Source organism: Brevibacillus sp. AY1 (assembly GCF_029870785.1).
GTDB lineage: Bacteria > Bacillota > Bacilli > Brevibacillales > Brevibacillaceae > Brevibacillus > Brevibacillus invocatus.
This window is the reverse complement of sequence record NZ_JAFLPN010000030.1, coordinates 1-17,983: the sequence shown is the minus strand read 5'-3', so window position 1 is coordinate 17,983 and position 17,983 is coordinate 1. Positions and strand designations below refer to the sequence as shown.

Below are 17,983 nucleotides of genomic sequence, written 5' to 3'. Positions count from 1 at the left end.
GTTGAGCAGGTGAGTCGTTGGGGAAGGAAGGCTGTAACCGTAGTCGAGTGGGACCGAAATGAGCTGGATGCTTCGGTCAATCGCGCACGTGTTGACTGGCAACACGCTCGCTATCTCATGGACATCTGTGAACCAGATGGAAGAATCGACGAGGCGATCTACTATCTGCAGCTGACAGAGAAGAGATACATGTACCTGCTTTCGCAGGCCAAGCGAGAGCGAGATCGCCAACAAGCGTAGGAGGAGTCGATCATGGCAATCGAATGGGTCATTGGTTTGGTTGTAACCGGCATTATGCTGGTCATTGCTGCAAGCAAGTCTGTGGCACGCCCCATACGTTGGATAGGCTTTGCCGCCATGCAGGTGGTGATCGGAGCCATCCTGCTGTTTTTCGCCAATCTGGTCGGTGAATTAGCCAGCTTTCATATACCGATCAATCCGGTCACTGCGCTGCTTGTCGGTTTCCTGCGCCTGCCGGGTCTGGCCGCATTGATCGCCATTAAACTATGGGTGATGTAAAAGTCCTTATCCGTCTGTTCGCATAAAGGCAACTCCGCGTTCCTCATACTTGACGCTGGCTTGCTTGGGCTGACGAAAAGAAACGAACAAGGCGAGCAAGCGGGGAAGCGTCAAAATGATCGATCCACAGAGCAAAGTCAGACCGTACTCGATCGGGAGCCATACGTAAGCAGCCAACGCTAGAAAAAGACTGCCGGCCATGACACTTCCCTCCGTGACACGATATAGACGGATCGGCACGGGCAGTCGATAGCCGGTTCCCCACCAGGGAGAGACGAGCATGTTGGCGGTTGTTTGGGGCTTCAGAAGCCGAAGCTTGGCATAGATGCGAAACACCACGAGATGGCTGATCGCGATAGCAGGCAGGATCGCCAAAGTCACAATCAATTGAATAACAGGAATCCGCAGATAATAGGACATGCCGATGAGGGAAAGACCAATCAGCAGTAGCTGAAACAGATAGCCGACGCTTCTCCAGCGAAAACGGTACAGCAATTTATAGCTATAGATGGTTTGATGCATCGGTTCCTTCACAAAAAGTCACTTCCTCCAGCAGGCAAAAGGTTTCGGGAGTACCCATCCGTATTATCGCACAGACATGATGGTTGAGGAAGGACAGGTATGCGGTTGACAAGCTGTTGGCTTATGCCAGCAGTTTTTTTGATTGGAAGGGGTAGGATAATAGAAAAAAACGATATACAAGGAGTGGAGCTTTACCATGTCTAACAGTAGGACGGTAGTGCTGGCAGCATCGAGGGAGGTCTCGACTACCGCCCAACGAGAACTGGCGAAAAGCGGGATTGATCTGGTGATTGCGGAAGAGGCAGTCTCCCTAGAGTCATTAGGAGAGGTAGACGGACTCCTGGTGACGAAGCCGTCTGATCTAAAAGAGTGGCACGGTGATCTGCGACTGCGTCAAACAACGGGATTGCTGCTCGTCTTTGGCTCAGACATTCCGTATGGTTGGGCAGATCGGCAGACGGACATCATGAGATCGAATGAAGGCACGAAGTGGGAGTTGGTCAGAATGGTATGGCTCCTCGACCAAGATCGTGCCTGGCTTGGAGGAGATGTGGACGGAAAATGGGTACGTGTCCTCTGCAAGCAGCTCGCAGCCTGCCAGATCCTCTCCTTGGTCAGCACAATGCGGGAAGTAGATGAAGCCGTTCGCCAGCTCCCGCGTTATTTGGCCTGGAAAGAGCAGTTCTTTTTCGAACTCGGAGAGACCTGTGATCAGGAGGGTATTTCCCTGCACGGTGTCGCACGAGCATTGGGCATGGACAGGCGAATCGGTCAAGAATGGATGTATCCAAAACGTCATGATCATCAGTTTGTAGGCAGTTGGTTGGAGCGTGAAGCTACAGAAATCATGAAAAAGACGAACGTACAGCGCATTGCGCTATGGGGCCCCTTGTCCATTTGGAAGCAGATTCCTACAGGCTGGCTGGAGGAAAAAGAGGTATGCTTGTACATAAATGAGGACGAGCCAATTCCGAACGAAATCCCTGTTGCTTGGACTTTTTCTACCGAGTGTGAAAAAACGCTTCACAATGCGGATCTGCTGGTCATTCTCCACAAAGATGGCGTCATTGGCGAGCTCCCTTTGTCAGAGCTTTCCCGTACCATGAGACAGCCTGTTGTTCTTGATGCAGCAGCTTGTTTCCCCGTCCAGGAGGCGCAGGCGTACCTGCTGAGATACAGGGCAATTGGCGAAAAGACGAACGTTTGGGAATGATGCTGATTATAATGGGGTATAATGATTGGTAGATTGAGGAAAAGGGCAGGCGTTTACACTATGGAAAAAGTTGCTCAGCGCTGTATCGTCTGTGATGAGGAACAAAAGGACGGAATCGCCATCTGTGAACAGTTTATCTGTCAGCGATGCGAGCAGGAAATGGTCAACACCGATGTACAGGACGAAAAGTATCCGTTCTTTATTCACCAGATGAGAAGAATCTGGTTAAAAGATGCGTGAAGGCAAAAAAGGTATCGGAATCGTTCCGATGCCTTTTTCCGTTTCTTGCAAATCATGATAAAATGAAGGATAAACATTTGGAAACAAAGGACGTGAAGAGTGCGTGAGAGAACGTGATGCTGATTTTTGGGAGCGGCAACAAACAGCCCCTCTGTACGAACAGCTGGAGCGGCATGCCAGACGCCGTCCGCACTCCTTTCATGTGCCTGGACATAAAATGGGCCATAGCTTCGACGGAGGCGGTCGAGATCGTTTCGCTTCTGTACTGGAGCTGGATCAGACAGAAATTACAGGGTTGGACGATTTGCATCAGCCACAAGGCGTGATTGCCGAGGCAGAAGCGTTGGCAGCAGAAGCGTTTGGTGCGCAGGAGACACGCTTTTTGATCGGCGGTAGTACGGTAGGCAATCTAGCCCTGATCATGACAGTATGCCGACCAGGAGACAAGATACTCGTGCAGCGCAATTGCCACAAATCTGTGTTTCACGGGATTATCATGGCGAGAGCGACTCCTGTTTTTCTGGTTCCGGCAGTAGATTTGGCTACTGGAGTGGCTGCTGGTGTGCGGCGGGAGGACGTGGAGAGAGCGTTGCAGGCGCATCCTGATGCAAAAGCCGTCTTATTAACCAATCCTACGTACTACGGGATGGGCATTGATTTGGCTAAAATGGTGGCAACGGTACATCGCCATGACATTCCTTTGCTGGTGGATGAAGCACACGGAGCGCATTACGGCTTTCACTCAGCCTTTCCGACGTCAGCCATGCACGCTGGAGCGGATGCTTCTGTGCAATCGACACACAAGATGGCCTCATCCATGACGATGTCGTCGATGCTGCATGTGCAAGGCGAGCGGATAGATCGCGAAAGATTGCGCCGTTATTTGGCGATGATTCAATCTTCGAGCCCCTCCTACCCCTTGATGGCTTCGCTCGATCTGGCAAGGCGACATCTGGTGATGGAGGCAGCGAGCGAATGGGACCGATTGCTTCCTTTGCTGGACAAGCTGCGGGAGCGAACTAGCCGCATATCGTGGCTGCATGGGCCAGAGCTGGGTGCTAACAGCGTCTACGCGACATTGGACCCGCTAAAGCTGTTCTTGCACTTGCGGACAGAGGAGTTTACTGGATTTCAATTGCAGCAGCTGATGGAGCGACACGGCATTTTTCCAGAGCTGGCTGATGAGACACATGTTCTGTTGGTTGCATCCGCTGGTACCTCTGGACGGGATTTGGACGCACTGTTTCGTTTGCTGGAATCGATCGAAGCGCAAGAAGATCAGGACACAGAGCGAATCGTGCAGGCAGGTATCGTATCCTCTCATTATATAAGAGAGCAGGCACTGCCCATGCATGAAGCGGTAGATTTCCCGCATGAAACGATTTCGCTGGACCAGTCATTGGGTCGTGTCGTTGCCGAAATGGTCATTCCTTATCCTCCAGGCATCCCCATTTTGGTGCCAGGTGAGCAAATGGACGAGCAAAGCCTGTCCATGCTTCAAGAGCTTCGATCGGGGCAAACCCGTTTTCATGGCGTGCAGGACGATAGCCTGCAGACGATACAAGTGGTTCGTTAAATAAGTATGCTGACAAAGGGCTTGGAAGGAGCATAAATGTGACAACAGGAAGAAAAGGCAAATTCATCACCGTAGAAGGCGGCGACGGTGCGGGAAAATCGACTGTCATCGTGAGGATGTATGAGGAGCTGTGTCGCCGCGGGATGGATGTGCTTTTGACAAGAGAGCCAGGCGGGATTGACATCGCCGAACAGATCAGAGAAATCATCTTGAATCCCGCTCACACCCAGATGGACAGACGGACGGAAGCGCTGCTGTATGCGGCGGCAAGACGTCAGCATTTGGCTGAAAAGGTCTTCCCAGCACTCGAAGCGGGCAAACTGGTGCTGTGCGACCGTTTTATCGACAGCAGTCTGGCCTATCAAGGACATGCCCGTGGTCTTGGAATCGATGAAGTATACGCGATCAATCGTTTTGCTGTAGAAGACTGCATGCCGCAATGGACGCTGTTTTTTGATGTTTCGCCTGAGGTGGGACTGAATCGGATCAATGCTACCAAGGGAAGAGAAGTCAATCGCCTTGATTTGGAGGGGCTTCGTTTTCATGAACGGGTGCGAGAAGGGTACCAGCTGGCGATGGCACGCGATCCGGAACGCTTCATTGTCATCGACGCAGAACAAGAGCCAGACCAGGTATTTGTGTCCGCAATGGAGGCTTTGCTAGCGAGATTGTAAGCTGACAGTACCGCTTTGTTACAGACATGCTGTATACTACTTAGTAAGAAGGATATCGTAACCAGCCTAGAGGATTCACATACAATGAAGCAACGATAGTAACCATGCAAAGATAATGGTGGAAAGGGTGATGGCCGATGAAGATGGTAATTGCGGTCGTACAGGACAAAGATAGCGGTCGCTTGTCTCAACAGCTGGTCAAAAAGGGATTTCGTGCGACCAAGCTTGCCAGTACCGGGAGCTTTTTACGCGCAGGCAACACAACGTTTTTAATCGGTACGTCTGACGAAAGCGTGCCGGAAGTAATCGACATCATTTCTCATAACTGCAAATCACGCAAACAAATGGTGACCCCAGTTTCTCCCCTCAGCAATGCGGTTGACTCGTTCATGCCGTATCCCTTGGAAGTACAGGTCGGCGGTGCAGCGGTCTTTGTCATGGATGTAGGAGAGTTCCATTCGTTTTGATCCAGTGATTGAGTAGCAAATATAGTTCTTACTCGCTTTTCGCCTGCATTCGTATATACTGAAATGCATGGGGGAGGACCTCTAGTGATCGGAGTAACGGAGGTGGCTTAATGAAAATCGGCGATGGTCTTCGGCCGAAAGTGGAAATGCCCAGAGCTACGGATTCGCGCAGAAATCTCCATACAGAAAAGCTGAATTTTGGCACGATGGTGCAAGGCGAAGATGAACGCATGTCTCAAGAGCGCCTGACCCAGTTGTTGTCGAACATAGACAAGCAAGGCCAAATCCTGGCGCGATCACGCTCGATTCGCGATTTCTACGCATACAAAAACCTCGTTAAGCAGTTTATGGAGGAAGCCGTACAGTACGGTATCGCCTTGGATGACAGGCGAGGTATGAACCGACGTGGTCGCAGCAGACTGTATAAAATCGTGAAGGAAGTAGATGCGGAGCTTTTGAAATTGACAGATGAGCTTCTCAGCGAGCAGGCTCCCATGATTGATCTGTTGGCGCGAATTGGCGAGATTCGCGGCATGCTGATCAATCTGTACTTCTAACAGGTGGTCTATCAACCATGACTTGGACAACATTTTCTCAGCAGCCACGAGCTTCCGAACTGCTGTACCATAGCTTGCGCAACGACCGTCTTGCCCACGCCTATCTGTTCACGGGTCCAAAAGGCGCTGGCAAGAAGCAGATGGCCCTGCATCTGGCGAAGTCTCTCTTTTGTTCGGAAAAAGAGGCAGACGCCTGCGGGGCCTGTCTTACATGCAGAAGGATCGAGTCGGGCAATCACCCTGACGTTCTTCTTCTTTCGCCGGATGGAGCTTCCATCAAGATTGACCAGATTCGTGCTTTGCAAAAAGAGATGGCGATGCGGGCAGTCGAATCGCATCACAAGGTATACATCATCGAGCATGTCGATAAAATGACGACACAGGCCGCCAACAGCCTGCTCAAATTTCTGGAGGAACCGCCTGCTGGAGTGCTAGCCGTTCTTTTGACCGAGCATAGTCACGCTATTCTTCCTACCATTCTGTCACGGTGCCAAATCGTTCCTTTTTCGCCGCTTTCAGCAGAAGCTATCACTAAAAAACTGTGCGAATCCGGGGTTTTGCCTGGCATGGCACAAGTCGCTTCCCACATTACAACAAATGTGGAAGAGGCCTTGGTACTTAGCCAATCAGAATCGTTTGCACAGCTGAGAAATCTAGTGATACAATTGGTGCATGAGTGCAAACAACGCAACTCGTCAGCGCTCTTTACGATCCATGATATGATGCATAAGAGCGACAAAATAAAGGAGGAACTACCCCTCTTTTTGGATTTGCTCATCCTTTGGCTGCGCGATATCCTGTATGTGCAAGTAGGCAGGCATGCCCATCTCATTCACAGCGACCAACAGGATGTGCTGCAAGGACAAGCACTGATATGGACAAAAGCTGAGCTCTTGCGTGGGATCGATTTGGTCATGGAAACGAAGTATCGGATAGAGCGAAACGCCAACGCACAGTTGGCCCTTGAGCGGTTGGTTCTTCACATCCAGGAGGGATAACCCTTGTATGAGGTTGTTGGTGTCCGCTTTAAAAAAGCGGGCAAAATATATTACTTCGACCCTGACCGACTGCCGATCGAAAAGGATTGCACCGTAATCGTCGAAACGGCGCGTGGGGTCGAATACGGCAAGGTTGTTATTGGCAAGAAGCAGGTAGCCGAAGAAGATGTTGTGCTGCCGCTTAAAAAAGTGATTCGCATGGCAGACGAGCGGGATGCCAAGCAGGTGGACGAGAATAAACAGGCTGCCAAGAATGCATTCACCGTATGTCAGACGAAGATCAAAGAGCACAAGCTGGATATGAAGCTTGTCGATGTGGAATACACGTTTGACCGCAACAAGATTATCTTTTATTTTACGGCTGACGGAAGAGTGGATTTCCGTGAGCTGGTCAAGGATTTGGCTTCCGTATTTCGCACGCGCATCGAGCTGCGTCAGATCGGCGTTCGCGATGAAGCGAAGATGTTGGGTGGAATCGGCCCCTGTGGTCGATTGCTTTGCTGCTCCACGTTCCTGGGCGACTTCGAGCCTGTTTCTATCAAGATGGCCAAGGATCAAAATCTTTCGTTGAATCCAGCGAAAATCTCCGGTCTGTGCGGTCGGTTGATGTGCTGTTTAAAATACGAGAATGACAATTACGAAAGCACCCGCGATGAAATCCCCGATGTCGGGAAAGTCGTGACCACCCCTATGGGGAACGGACGGGTCGTCTCTGTGAATGTGCTGGATCAGTCTGTTCAGGTGGAGCTTGCGGTAGATAAACGGATTACCGAGTTTGGACTTGATGAGATTGCGATAGGGCTTCCCACCTTTGAATAGTGTGGGGTAGAGGAGAGGTGAGCGAGTGGACAAACGGGAAATTTTCGTCAAAATGGCGAGCATTGAAGAAAGAATCGGCGACCTGTATCAAGAGATCGGTGAACTGAAAGACGTCATCGTCGTTTTGATGGAGGAGAATGCCCAATTACTCGTTGAAAACCAGCACCTTCGAAACCGGCTAGACAAGAAAAAGACCGGCTCCTCACCAAAACAGAAGGGAACCAACCCTGCTGCACAGGAGAAAGCCAAGAAGAAAGTAGTCGGGGAAGGATATGACAACCTGGCTCGTCTGTACGGCGAAGGGTTTCATATTTGCAATGTGCATTTTGGCAGCCTGCGTAAAGAAGGAGACTGCTTGTTCTGTCTCTCATTCCTGAGCGGTGGTCCTCAAAAATAAAGGTGAGAAACCTGCACCGAGTGAACAAAGCGACCTGGAACTTTCGTTCAGGTCGCTTTTTCGCTGGAAAATGTTTAGACGACAAGGTAAAGGAGTTTGGCCTAGCTGATGGAACCTGTCATCAACGTACCGCTACACGAGGCGGAGCGTATCGACGATTTGCTCACACATGAAATGAAGATCATTCAAAGCCACGAAGTTTTTTGTTTTTCGATGGATGCTGTCCTGCTTGCCCGATTTGCTTCTGTTCCCAAACGGGGAAGGGTCTTGGATATGTGTACAGGCAACGGGGCGATTCCGCTGATCATGACAACGCGGACACCCGAAGCGACCTTTGACGGTATTGAAATTCAGGAAAGATTGTTCAGTATGGCTAGCCGCAATGTCATGTTGAATCAACTGGAAGAGCGAATCACTATGCACCACGGCGATGTGAAAGAAGCCGTGGAACGGTTTGGCCATGGCAAGTTTGATTTGATCACCTGTAATCCGCCGTACATGCCTGCAACCAGCGGAGAAAAGAACATCAGTGAGCATTTTGCGATTGCCCGCCATGAAATCCTGCTGAATCTGGAAGACGTGGTACGCGTCAGCAGCCAGCTGTTGAAGAACGGCGGCAAGCTGGCTATGGTGCACCGTTCGACACGGCTCATAGAAATTATTACGTGCATGCGTCAGTACGGCATAGAGCCGAAGCGAATGCGGCTGGTATATCCACGCCGGGACGCAGAGCCCAACATGGTGCTGATCGAGGGTATGAAAGGTGGCAAGCCTGAGCTTCGTATCCAGCCTCCTTTGATTGTCTATGAAAACGGAGAGGAATACTGTGAAGAACTGCAGGAAATCTATTTCGGACGACGCGATTCCCTCGCATAAGAGCCATTACGTCTATATGCTCGTCTGCAAGGATGGGAGCCTCTATACCGGCTACACCACGGAGCTGGCCCGCCGATTCCGTACTCACAATGAAGGTAAGGGTGCGAAGTATACGAGGGGAAGAGGTCCGGTCGAGCTGATGTATTGGGAAGAAGGAGTGGACCGTTCCTGGGGATTAAAGCGGGAGGAAGCCATCAAGCGGCTTTCCCGCAGCCAAAAAGAAGCGTTGATTGGAGGGGAGCCTCACGATGAATGTCCAAAGTAGTTTTACGGCAGAAGGAACGGGTGTCCTCTATCTGGTAGCTACGCCGATCGGCAATCTGGACGATATGACCGTCCGCTGTCTGGAGACACTGCGCATGGTCGATGTGATTGCCTGTGAGGATACCCGTCAGACTCGCAAGCTGTTGAACCATTTTCAGATCGAAAAACGGACGGTCAGTTATCACGAACATAATAAGGAAGCTAGTGGACAAGGATTGCTGCAATGGCTGGAGGAAGGAAAGCGAATTGCCCTGGTCAGCGATGCAGGCTTGCCTGCTATATCGGACCCTGGGGCAGAGCTTGTCCGGGACGCGACAGCAGCAGGTTTTCCGGTCATTCCTGTTCCAGGAGCCAATGCAGGTTTGACGGCGTTGATCGCGTCTGGGCTGCCGACGGACCGCTTCGTCTTTTGCGGCTTTCTGGGGCGAGAGAACAAGGAAAGACGGGAAGAGCTGGAGAGGCTGAAGCATTATCCGGAGACCCTTATTTTTTACGAAGCTCCGCATCGAATCGGAAAGACGCTGACTGCCATTCGGAAGGTATGGGGCAATCGACGTGCAGTGCTCGCGCGGGAGCTGACCAAACGATATGAGGAATTTGTCCGTGGAACCTTGGATGAATTGATCGAATGGCTGGAAGCCGGAGAGGTACGGGGGGAATTTTGCCTGATTGTCGAAGGCTTTACCGGTACAGCGGAAGCAGCAGCCGCGCTGGCGTGGTGGCAAGACAGGAGCCTGGTGGAGCATGTTGATCAATATGTCGAACAAGGCTTGAACAAAAAGGAGGCCATCAAGAAAGCAGCCGAGGATCGTGGAGTCTCCAAGCGAGACGTCTACAACGAATACCATCGCGAATAGCAAGCAGTAGTGGAAGCTGACTATTATGTAGAGTCAGCTTTTTTTGCATGAAAAAAAGCCCCACCAGAAACGGAGGCGCACTGGAAGAGGCTTTGTATGCGTTAAGTATCAATTAGCGTTTTACAGGCATTTCTGTGAGGCAATCTTGGCAAACGATTTTGCCTTTAAAGTGAGATACTTTGTCTGCGTTTCCACAGAAAATACATGCAGGCTCATATTTTTTCAGGATGATACGCTCGCCATCCACGTAAATTTCCAGTGCGTCTTTTTCAGCGATCCCCAAAGTGCGGCGCAATTCAATCGGAATGACTACGCGACCCAGCTCGTCCACTTTGCGTACAATACCTGTTGATTTCATCATCGTATGATCTCCTCCTAAAATCTGGCGATGTCTTGTCGATGCTATTGTGAATGTAAACTATTAATCGTCAATATTCGACATTTTCTATTGCGTTTATCATACCAGCGATTCCCAAAGGTGTCAACATCATTTTGTAATTTTTTTGAAAAACAAAGTGTTTTTTGAAAATCAAAAGATTGATGTACCAGTGTTTTGTGAAGGTGCAGGATTAATCCGGAAAAATTTATGGATAAAAATTACTGGAAGAATTAATCTTGATTTACAGTCGTTTCATGTCGAATACAATCAGATGATTCGACAAAAATTCCTTTTTATAACACTGCTCGCTTATTTTGTGCTCCAATCATATTTGAATGAAAAGAAAGGCGAAGAGATGTTTACAAAATGGGTCGCTCGTGTAAAATAGAGGATAAATTGAGTTGGATATATTGAGAGCAGACGTTGAAGGGAAGAGTAGGCTGACACTCCTTATGACAGAGAGCCGGGGTAGCTGCAAACCGGTATAAGCGAGCAAGCTGAAGATGGCCCCCGAGTCTCGCAGATGAACAAACAGCTTGGCTTTGTACCAGCTGTAGTAGTTTGCGACGAATGCCCACGTTACGGGTGGAGTCAACCTTGACTCCTCAAGTCCGTTTTCCGTGAGGGAGCGGAATATTTGGGTGGTACCGCGAGATCAAGCTCGTCCCAATCTGGGGCGGGCTTTTCCTTATTTATCAACGCTATTTTTGGAGGGGTATTGGGCTATGAAACCAACGTATTACATTACAACACCGATTTACTACCCTAGTAACAAGCTGCATATCGGGAATGCATACACGACCATCGCCTGTGATGCGCTAGCTCGTTACAAACGCCTGCGCGGGTACGATGTTTACTACCTGACAGGAACCGATGAGCATGGGCAAAAGCTGCAGGAGCGTGCGGCCGAAGAAGGCAAGCAGCCGCTCGAATTCATCGACCCCATCGTCGGCTGGATTCGCGATCTGTGGGACAGACTGGATATCTCCTATGATGACTTCATTCGCACCACCCAACCGCGTCACAAGGAAGTTGTCGAAAAGATCTTCCAACTCCTGCTGGATAAAGGTGATATTTATCTGGGGGAATACGAAGGCTACTACTGTGTACCGTGTGAAGCGTTCTGGACCGAAACCCAGAGCAAGACCGATACAGGGCACAACTGTCCAGACTGTGGTCGTGAAGTGAAAATGGTGAAAGAGCAGAACTATTTCTTCCGCATGTCGAAATACCAGGACCGCCTGCTCAAGCATATTGAGGAGCACCCGGAGTTTATTCAGCCTGAAAGCCGTCGCAACGAAATGATCAACAACTTCCTGAAGCCAGGCTTGCAAGACCTGTCCGTCTCCCGCAGCACTTTTGACTGGGGAGTCAAAGTACCTAGCGATCCAAAACATGTCATCTACGTCTGGATCGATGCTTTGGCTAACTACATCACAGCATTGGGCTACCTGACAGATGACGATAGCAAATATCGCCGCTACTGGCCGGCAGATGTACACATGGTCGGTAAGGACATCCTGCGCTTCCATACGATTTATTGGCCGATTGTCCTGATGGCGCTGGATCTCCCGTTGCCTAAACAGGTATTTGGACACGGCTGGCTGTTGATGCCGGATGGAAAAATGTCCAAATCCAAAGGGAACGTCATCGATCCGAAGCTGTTGATCGAGCGCTACGGCTCTGACAGTGTACGTTACTTCCTATTGCGTGAAATCAACTTTGGTCAAGACGGCGTATTTACGCCTGAGTCGTTTGTCCAACGTTTGAACTACGATCTGGCTAATGACATCGGCAACCTGCTGAGCCGTACCGCGACCATGATCGAAAAATACTACGATGGTACTGTCCCAGCCCCACAGGATGCAGGAGAACCAGATGAAGACCTGATCAGCCTGGCAGTCAAAACCAAAGGGCTGGTAGAGGGTCATGTCGAGGAAATGCGCTTCAGCAACGCTCTCGCTCATATTTGGGAGCTGGTGGGTCGAACCAACAAGTATATCGATGAGACTATGCCTTGGAACCTGGCTAAGTCTGAAGAGACAAAAGGCCGCTTGGCTACCGTCATGTACAATCTGGCAGAAAGCATCCGGATCAGCTCCATTTTGATCCAGCCATTTATGACGAAAGCACCGGCAAAAATCTGGGATCAGCTAGGCATTCTGGATAATGAAGAAGCGACAAGCTGGGAGTCGGCAGGAGTCTGGGGTGGCTTGCCAGCGGGCAGCATCGTCAGCCGCAAGGAAATTCTTTTCCCGCGTCTGGATGTACAGGCTGAGCTGGATTTCATCGACGAATCTACTGCTGAGGCACGCCGCCAGGCAGAGGAGAACAAGAAGAAGCAAGAAGGACAGGCAGGAGGTAATAGCGTGAGCGAAACAACCAATCCGGATACAGCGGCAGCATCCGCAGAAAAACAAGCAGACACCAAGGAAGCGATCGGTATTGACGACTTTGCCAAGGTAGAGCTGCGAGTCGCCCAGGTCATGGAGTGTACCAAGCATCCAAACGCTGACAAATTGCTGGTACTCCAGCTAGATCTCGGTTATGAGAAGCGTCAGGTCGTGTCTGGCATCGCCAAATACTATAGCCCGGAAGATTTGGTGGGCAAAAAGGTGATTGTGGTAGCCAACCTGAAGCCAGTCAAGCTGCGTGGGGAAATGTCGCAAGGAATGATTCTGGCAGCATCTGAGGGAGATCAATTGACTTTGGCAACGGTTGATCCAAGCATGCCGAACGGAGCTATCGTCAAGTAAGCTGGCTGGAAAGGAAGGGTCATACCGTGTTATTCGAGACACATGCGCATCTGAATGCGAAAGAATTTGATGAGGATCGTGCAGAAGTTATTGCGCGCGCCAGGGAAAATGGCGTGGACACCATCGTCAACATCGGCTTCAATGCCGAGACGATCCCCACCTGCATGGAGCTGGCCGACAACTACGATTTTATCTATGCAGTGGTAGGATGGCATCCCCAGGACGCCAAGGACATGACAGATGAACATCTGGAGTGGATCGCGGAGCTGAGCCGGCACCCGAAAGTAGTCGGGCTTGGAGAAATGGGCCTGGATTACTATTGGGATACGTCGCCTCGTGATGTGCAGGCAGAGGTTTTTCGCAAGCAGATTCGCCTTGCACGCAAGCTGGATATGCCGATCATCATCCACAACCGGGATGCTCATCAGGATGTCATCTCGATTCTCAAAGAAGAGAAGGCAGCCGATGTAGGCGGGATCATGCACTGCTTTTCCGGTAGCTGGGAAACGGCCAAACTAGCTCTGGATATGAATTTTTATATTTCCTTTGGCGGTCCATTGACGTTCAAAAACGCCAAGCAGCCGAAAGAAGTGGCTACCAAAGTACCGCTGGATCGATTGCTCATTGAAACGGACTGCCCCTACCTGACTCCGCATCCGTTTCGCGGCAAGCGCAACGAGAGTGGCTATGTGCGCTATGTTTGTGAGGAAATGGCCAACTTGCACGGACTGTCCTATGAGGAAATGGCGAAAATCACTTCCGAGAATGCGAAAAAGCTGTTCCGCCTCCAACCCTAAAATCTTTCTTACGTCAAAAAAACCGGGGAATCACGGATTTGTTCGTGGGTTTCCCGGTTTTTTCTATGAAAAGCGCCAAAAAATCAGTAGTTCTACTCCCTTTTTAAGAGGCATACCATGTACATGTGTCGAACGATTCTTCTCTTATCGACACATAGGCTCGACAGAAATCTGCTTCCATTCGCCAGACTGTTTTTGCTAGTCTGTTACCATCATCGCTTCAGCAGCCATTTAAGGGAATTTGACAAAGCCGAAAAAGTAACTTACAATCAAATCCGACCTTGTTCAGTATCGGCCACTTCCAGAATATTAGTGCAATTACATCGACCCTTACCTGGCTAGACGAAGGAAGGCCCTCGGGTTTTCCTAGTAAAAAGGAGTGTGGGAAATGGAATTACGCAGGATGTGGGAAAGGTATAAGAATCGGGGACTTGTCCTCTTTGGCACCCTAGCGCTTATATTGGTTCCCATGATTGGCTATTTCTCTGCCCAGGCTACCCAGCCAAAAATGGTCACTTTTACGTTAGACGGAAAGAGCCAGACGGTAGGTACAAAAGCAGACACCGTCGAGCAATTTCTAGCCGAACGAAATGTAACGGTAACGGAAAGGGATTCCCTTCAACCTACACCTGAGACTAAACTTACGAGCGGAATATACATTACTTTAGATACAAGCTGGACGATTCCTGTCCAGGTTGACGGGCAGAAAAAAATGATACATACACTGAGTCGTGATGTTGCTGGTGTGTTGAAGGACGGCAACATCGCGTTAGGTGAGCTGGACCGGGTAGAACCGGCCCTAGGAACCGCTCTCAGCAAAGAGTCTGCGATTCAAGTAAAGCGTGTTGCTGTGCAGATGGTTCAAGAGGAAGAGCGTGTCACCTTCCAGGAAATTCGCAAGAACGATTCCACCTTGACAAAGGGGAATACCAAAGTACTGCAGAATGGGCAAGAAGGTAAGGCAATTGCACACTACAAGCTGGTCACGGAGGATGGAGTGGAAGTCTCTCGTGAACTGGTGAAACGAGATGTCATTACAGTAAAGAAAGACCATGTTGTGGCGGTCGGTACAGCGGCAGTCGCGCGTCTGGATGATGGGTCACAACCAGTCATGGTCGCATCAGCGGGAATGGTCTCCCGCGGTGGAAAAGCATTTAGGCCGAAGAAAGTATTGAATGGGGTTACCTTGACCGCTTACTCCCCTGCTGGGGGAGGAAAGCCCGTGAACTCACCTGGCTATGGTCGAACGGCTACAGGTGTAAAAGCACAGGCAGGTCATACCATCGCAGTCGATCCTAAAGTCATTCCTTTGGGATGGTGGGTTTTCATCGATGGAGTTGGGTACCGTCGAGCAGAAGACGTGGGTGGAGCCGTACGCGGCAACAAGATTGACGTATTTGTCAGCACCAATGCAGAGGCGGTTCAATTTGGTCGCAAGCGCAACCGAACAGTCTATGTGATTGGACCACAAAAACCTTGAGGGCAGGAGCGAATAGCTCCTGTCTTCTTTTTCGGTTTGGTTCCGGGAAAGAAGTCGTGGTAAGCTATTACATTATAAGACGTGACCAGACAGGGAACGTTTCAGTCTTTTTCTGTCTTTTTGCATGGTTTTTCGAGCAAACTAGTCTCAAACTTGAAACTGTACGAAAGTGGGAGTTCGTCCATGAAAATCAGAGAACTCATCGTAGTCGAGGGCAGAGATGATACCGCGGCAATTAAGCGTGCCGTCAATGCCGATACGATCGAGACAGGTGGGTCAGCTATACATGAAAGGACCATCGGAAAAATTCGCCTGGCACAGGAAAAGCGCGGGGTAATCATCTTTACGGATCCCGATTATCAGGGGGAGCGTATACGCCGGATTATCAGCCGTGCTGTGCCTGGCTGTAAGCATGCGTTCATCACACAAGAGGACGGAACGAAAAAAGGCGACATCGGGGTAGAGAACGCCTCTCCGGAGGTCATCATCCGCGCGTTGTCTGAAGTGCGTACGGAGATGGTGGAGACAGCTGGAGAAATTACGTCTGATGATCTCTTGGCCTGTGGCTTGACGTCAGGGGCGGATTCCAAGGAACGGAGAATACTGCTGGGAGAGCGATTGGGGATCGGCTATGCCAACGCCAAGCAGATGCTGCAGCGTCTCAATGCCTTCCAGATCAGCCGCGAGGAATTTGAGGCAGCCATGAAAGCCATAGATGGAGAGGGGAATGAGGGATGACGCAGACAACGCGCAAGGATATCGCGACTCCAACACGAACAAAAGAAATTCTGGAAAAGTACGGATTTTCTTTTAAGAAGAGCCTGGGACAAAACTTTCTGATCGACACCAACATCCTGCACAATATTATAGCTGCCGCAGACCTGACAAAAGAAAAGGCTGCCATCGAGATTGGGCCAGGGATTGGTGCACTAACCGAACAGCTGGGACGAGCTGCCGGGAAGGTGATGGCGATTGAGATCGACCAACGGCTTTTGCCGATTTTGTCCGACACCCTCTCTCCTTATGACAATGTTGATGTCGTTCACGGGGATGTACTGGAGCTCAATCTGCAAGAATTAATAGAAGACAAGCTGGCTGGGTTTGAAAAAATCAGTGTAGTAGCCAATCTTCCCTACTACGTGACGACTCCCATCCTAATGAAGCTGTTGGAAGAACGGCTGCCCTTGGAAAATATCGTCGTCATGATTCAAAAGGAAGTAGCGGAGCGCATTGCAGCCAAGCCAGGGACGAAAGAGTACGGTTCTCTTAGTGTAGCGGCCCAATTCTATGCGGACACGCAGGTCGCGATGATTGTCCCTGCTAGTGTGTTTGTGCCCAGACCGAATGTAGATTCGGCCGTGATTCGCTTGAAGGTTCGTGATCGGCCGGCTGTAGAGGTGGATGACGAGGACGTGTTTTTCCGCGTGGTAAAGAGCTCGTTTGCCCTTCGCAGAAAGACCCTTTTGAACAACCTGATGAACGGTCTGTTTCCTAAAGCGCAAAAAGATGCAGTAGTACAGATGCTTGAAGAAATTGGAATTGACCCTACAAGACGTGGCGAGACACTCAATATGGAGGAGTTTGCTCGGCTGGCAAACGAGAGCATTCGTCGCGGATATATCAATAAATAGCCTTATTATCGCCTCATTTTTGGACGATTTTCGTCAAAAGTGGGGCGTTTTTGTACCTTCTGCCATTTAAGAATATGCAATTGACAAATATCTACGTAATTCACGAAAAAAAGGCCGTTGACAAAATCTCGGGTGGGTTGCTATAATTTTTTATTTCTTTGACAAAATAAGCGTATGCTGTTATAATAGAACCAAGCGAGGTGGATGGAACAATGGCAAGAAATGCGTTGCTTGACATTAAGCGTAGTTTAGACGGACACATTGGTGAGCGCATTATGCTCAAGGCTAATGGGGGTCGCCGAAAAACCGTCGAACGAAGTGGCATCCTCGAAGAAACATACCCTTCGGTGTTTGTTGTAAAGCTGGATGACGATCAGCTTTTCGAGCGGGTTTCTTACAGCTATGCCGACATCTTGACAGAAACAGTAGAATTGACGGTGTGCCGGGAGAACGAGCACATTCGCATCACATTTGTACAACAGTAGAACCTTAGGGTTCTGCTGTTTTATTTTTGCCTATTGCGTACATACTAGCATTGTCAACGAAAGGGAGGATGTTATGGGTCGCAGACGAGGCATTATGTCGGATGCATTCAAGATGGAGCTGGCCAAGGAACTGGGTTTTTACGATACGGTGAAAGCCGAGGGCTGGGGCGCCATCACGACACGCGACGCGGGCAACATGGTAAAACGTGCTGTTCAGATTGCCGAGGAAGCGTTGGCTAAAAGAAATGGCCAGTAACCGTTTCTAGCGTTCGAAGTGAGAGCGATGGCTTAAACGTTCACGCTAAAACGCTCGCATCCCATTTATGAAAAACGCCAAAACGTTTTTCACTAAACACCACATCAAATCGTTGACAGGGCCGGGAGTTTCCCGGCTTTTTTTTGTACTGTCGGAAAGGTTAAGTGCGCTACAGCGCTAAAAAGATTAGCGGAAGATAGTATAAGTGCAACTAAGGCTC

23 protein-coding genes and 1 other annotated feature are annotated in these 17,983 nt (G+C 50.0%); of the genes, 21 read left to right on the top strand and 2 right to left on the bottom strand.

The genetic code is table 11. From position 1 onward, the window contains the following. The first annotated feature begins 9 nt into the window (after window positions 1–9). Both JZI27_RS19120 and JZI27_RS19115 read left to right on the top strand, forming a co-directional pair. A complete protein-coding gene (locus tag JZI27_RS19120) occupies window positions 10–240 on the top strand; it encodes a DUF2508 family protein (RefSeq protein ID WP_057134139.1) in 231 nt (76 codons plus the stop codon). Window positions 241–252: 12 nt separating this feature from the next. Then, window positions 253–519: a pro-sigmaK processing inhibitor BofA family protein gene (locus tag JZI27_RS19115; RefSeq protein WP_057134138.1), complete on the top strand. Its 267-nt coding sequence runs from the start codon at window positions 253–255 to the stop codon at window positions 517–519. A 6-nt stretch (window positions 520–525) separates the two neighbouring features. On the opposite strand, the gene JZI27_RS19110 is transcribed toward JZI27_RS19115, so the two are convergent. Next, window positions 526–1,053: a hypothetical protein gene (locus JZI27_RS19110; protein WP_245996393.1), complete on the bottom strand. Its 528-nt coding sequence runs from the start codon at window positions 1,051–1,053 to the stop codon at window positions 526–528. A gap of 184 nt (window positions 1,054–1,237) precedes the next feature. Between JZI27_RS19110 and JZI27_RS19105 the strand changes: the two genes are divergently transcribed. The 12 genes from JZI27_RS19105 (at window position 1,238) to rsmI (ending at window position 9,979) form a co-directional block, all read left to right on the top strand. After that, window positions 1,238–2,254 carry a hypothetical protein gene (locus tag JZI27_RS19105; protein ID WP_280208733.1) on the top strand — a complete coding sequence of 339 codons (1,017 nt, stop codon included), beginning with the start codon at window positions 1,238–1,240 and terminating at the stop codon, window positions 2,252–2,254. Window positions 2,255–2,314: 60 nt separating this feature from the next. After that, entirely contained in the window at window positions 2,315–2,494 is a 180-nt protein-coding gene (locus JZI27_RS19100) for a sigma factor G inhibitor Gin (protein WP_122907065.1), read from the top strand. 103 nt (window positions 2,495–2,597) lie between these two features. Then, complete coding sequence (locus JZI27_RS19095) at window positions 2,598–4,070, top strand: aminotransferase class I/II-fold pyridoxal phosphate-dependent enzyme (protein WP_122907058.1); 1,473 nt, start codon at window positions 2,598–2,600, stop codon at window positions 4,068–4,070. A 32-nt stretch (window positions 4,071–4,102) separates the two neighbouring features. After that, complete coding sequence (gene tmk, locus JZI27_RS19090; protein ID WP_280208756.1) at window positions 4,103–4,744, top strand: dTMP kinase; 642 nt, start codon at window positions 4,103–4,105, stop codon at window positions 4,742–4,744. Window positions 4,745–4,881: 137 nt separating this feature from the next. Beyond that, complete coding sequence (locus JZI27_RS19085) at window positions 4,882–5,211, top strand: cyclic-di-AMP receptor (RefSeq protein ID WP_122907056.1); 330 nt, start codon at window positions 4,882–4,884, stop codon at window positions 5,209–5,211. Window positions 5,212–5,321: 110 nt separating this feature from the next. Then, entirely contained in the window at window positions 5,322–5,768 is a 447-nt protein-coding gene (locus JZI27_RS19080) for a YaaR family protein (RefSeq protein ID WP_251244199.1), read from the top strand. 17 nt (window positions 5,769–5,785) lie between these two features. Beyond that, complete coding sequence (gene holB, locus JZI27_RS19075) at window positions 5,786–6,766, top strand: DNA polymerase III subunit delta' (RefSeq protein WP_122907054.1); 981 nt, start codon at window positions 5,786–5,788, stop codon at window positions 6,764–6,766. Window positions 6,767–6,769: 3 nt separating this feature from the next. Beyond that, window positions 6,770–7,585, top strand: coding sequence for a PSP1 domain-containing protein (locus tag JZI27_RS19070; protein WP_122907053.1), 816 nt, complete (start codon window positions 6,770–6,772; stop codon window positions 7,583–7,585). A gap of 25 nt (window positions 7,586–7,610) precedes the next feature. Beyond that, the gene (gene yabA, locus JZI27_RS19065; protein ID WP_023558927.1) at window positions 7,611–7,982 is read left to right on the top strand and encodes a DNA replication initiation control protein YabA; all 372 of its coding nucleotides are present in this window, start codon (window positions 7,611–7,613) and stop codon (window positions 7,980–7,982) included. Window positions 7,983–8,090: 108 nt separating this feature from the next. Further along, window positions 8,091–8,858 (top strand): tRNA1(Val) (adenine(37)-N6)-methyltransferase, encoded by a 768-nt coding sequence (locus tag JZI27_RS19060; protein WP_122907052.1) that lies wholly within the window; start codon window positions 8,091–8,093, stop codon window positions 8,856–8,858. After that, window positions 8,809–9,123: a GIY-YIG nuclease family protein gene (locus JZI27_RS19055; RefSeq protein ID WP_415783093.1), complete on the top strand. Its 315-nt coding sequence runs from the start codon at window positions 8,809–8,811 to the stop codon at window positions 9,121–9,123. The genes JZI27_RS19060 and JZI27_RS19055 overlap by 50 nt, the downstream gene beginning before the upstream one ends. Further along, window positions 9,107–9,979 carry a 16S rRNA (cytidine(1402)-2'-O)-methyltransferase gene (gene rsmI / locus JZI27_RS19050; RefSeq protein WP_122907051.1) on the top strand — a complete coding sequence of 291 codons (873 nt, stop codon included), beginning with the start codon at window positions 9,107–9,109 and terminating at the stop codon, window positions 9,977–9,979. The genes JZI27_RS19055 and rsmI overlap by 17 nt, the downstream gene beginning before the upstream one ends. 112 nt (window positions 9,980–10,091) lie before the next feature. Here rsmI and JZI27_RS19045 read toward each other — a convergent pair whose 3' ends face one another. Further along, a complete protein-coding gene (locus tag JZI27_RS19045) occupies window positions 10,092–10,340 on the bottom strand; it encodes an AbrB/MazE/SpoVT family DNA-binding domain-containing protein (protein WP_007719913.1) in 249 nt (82 codons plus the stop codon). A gap of 432 nt (window positions 10,341–10,772) precedes the next feature. Beyond that, window positions 10,773–11,030: a binding site (T-box leader), on the top strand. Window positions 11,031–11,083: 53 nt separating this feature from the next. On the opposite strand from JZI27_RS19045, the gene metG reads away from it, so the two are divergent. From metG to JZI27_RS19010, 7 genes are all read left to right on the top strand, one after another. After that, window positions 11,084–13,114 (top strand): methionine--tRNA ligase, encoded by a 2,031-nt coding sequence (gene metG / locus JZI27_RS19040; protein ID WP_122907049.1) that lies wholly within the window; start codon window positions 11,084–11,086, stop codon window positions 13,112–13,114. Window positions 13,115–13,140: 26 nt separating this feature from the next. Continuing rightward, window positions 13,141–13,911 carry a TatD family hydrolase gene (locus JZI27_RS19035; RefSeq protein WP_280208731.1) on the top strand — a complete coding sequence of 257 codons (771 nt, stop codon included), beginning with the start codon at window positions 13,141–13,143 and terminating at the stop codon, window positions 13,909–13,911. Window positions 13,912–14,299: 388 nt separating this feature from the next. Beyond that, window positions 14,300–15,391 carry a 3D domain-containing protein gene (locus JZI27_RS19030; protein ID WP_122907047.1) on the top strand — a complete coding sequence of 364 codons (1,092 nt, stop codon included), beginning with the start codon at window positions 14,300–14,302 and terminating at the stop codon, window positions 15,389–15,391. Window positions 15,392–15,574: 183 nt separating this feature from the next. Next, complete coding sequence (rnmV, locus tag JZI27_RS19025; RefSeq protein WP_251244194.1) at window positions 15,575–16,129, top strand: ribonuclease M5; 555 nt, start codon at window positions 15,575–15,577, stop codon at window positions 16,127–16,129. After that, a complete protein-coding gene (rsmA, locus tag JZI27_RS19020) occupies window positions 16,126–17,022 on the top strand; it encodes a 16S rRNA (adenine(1518)-N(6)/adenine(1519)-N(6))-dimethyltransferase RsmA (protein WP_280208729.1) in 897 nt (298 codons plus the stop codon). Before rnmV ends, rsmA begins: the two co-directional genes overlap by 4 nt. A 212-nt stretch (window positions 17,023–17,234) precedes the next feature. Then, entirely contained in the window at window positions 17,235–17,507 is a 273-nt protein-coding gene (veg, locus tag JZI27_RS19015) for a biofilm formation stimulator Veg (protein ID WP_057134130.1), read from the top strand. Window positions 17,508–17,580: 73 nt separating this feature from the next. After that, window positions 17,581–17,763, top strand: a complete 183-nt coding sequence (locus tag JZI27_RS19010; protein ID WP_122907044.1) for a small, acid-soluble spore protein, alpha/beta type — start codon at window positions 17,581–17,583, stop codon at window positions 17,761–17,763. Window positions 17,764–17,983 lie beyond the last annotated feature (220 nt).

What these genes read in the sequence shown, in the direction of transcription:
- JZI27_RS19010 (WP_122907044.1), top strand. Translation starts at nt 17,581, where the DNA reads ATGGGTCGCAGACGAGGCATTATGTCGGATGCATTCAAGATGGAGCTG.
- JZI27_RS19060 (WP_122907052.1), top strand. Translation starts at nt 8,091, where the DNA reads ATGGAACCTGTCATCAACGTACCGCTACACGAGGCGGAGCGTATCGAC.
- veg (WP_057134130.1), top strand. Translation starts at nt 17,235, where the DNA reads ATGGCAAGAAATGCGTTGCTTGACATTAAGCGTAGTTTAGACGGACAC.
- rnmV (WP_251244194.1), top strand. Translation starts at nt 15,575, where the DNA reads ATGAAAATCAGAGAACTCATCGTAGTCGAGGGCAGAGATGATACCGCG.
- JZI27_RS19115 (WP_057134138.1), top strand. Translation starts at nt 253, where the DNA reads ATGGCAATCGAATGGGTCATTGGTTTGGTTGTAACCGGCATTATGCTG.
- JZI27_RS19045 (WP_007719913.1), bottom strand. Translation starts at nt 10,340, where the DNA reads ATGATGAAATCAACAGGTATTGTACGCAAAGTGGACGAGCTGGGTCGC.
- JZI27_RS19030 (WP_122907047.1), top strand. Translation starts at nt 14,300, where the DNA reads ATGGAATTACGCAGGATGTGGGAAAGGTATAAGAATCGGGGACTTGTC.
- rsmI (WP_122907051.1), top strand. Translation starts at nt 9,107, where the DNA reads ATGAATGTCCAAAGTAGTTTTACGGCAGAAGGAACGGGTGTCCTCTAT.
- JZI27_RS19105 (WP_280208733.1), top strand. Translation starts at nt 1,238, where the DNA reads ATGTCTAACAGTAGGACGGTAGTGCTGGCAGCATCGAGGGAGGTCTCG.
- JZI27_RS19080 (WP_251244199.1), top strand. Translation starts at nt 5,322, where the DNA reads ATGAAAATCGGCGATGGTCTTCGGCCGAAAGTGGAAATGCCCAGAGCT.
- holB (WP_122907054.1), top strand. Translation starts at nt 5,786, where the DNA reads ATGACTTGGACAACATTTTCTCAGCAGCCACGAGCTTCCGAACTGCTG.
- JZI27_RS19100 (WP_122907065.1), top strand. Translation starts at nt 2,315, where the DNA reads ATGGAAAAAGTTGCTCAGCGCTGTATCGTCTGTGATGAGGAACAAAAG.
- rsmA (WP_280208729.1), top strand. Translation starts at nt 16,126, where the DNA reads ATGACGCAGACAACGCGCAAGGATATCGCGACTCCAACACGAACAAAA.
- metG (WP_122907049.1), top strand. Translation starts at nt 11,084, where the DNA reads ATGAAACCAACGTATTACATTACAACACCGATTTACTACCCTAGTAAC.
- JZI27_RS19085 (WP_122907056.1), top strand. Translation starts at nt 4,882, where the DNA reads ATGAAGATGGTAATTGCGGTCGTACAGGACAAAGATAGCGGTCGCTTG.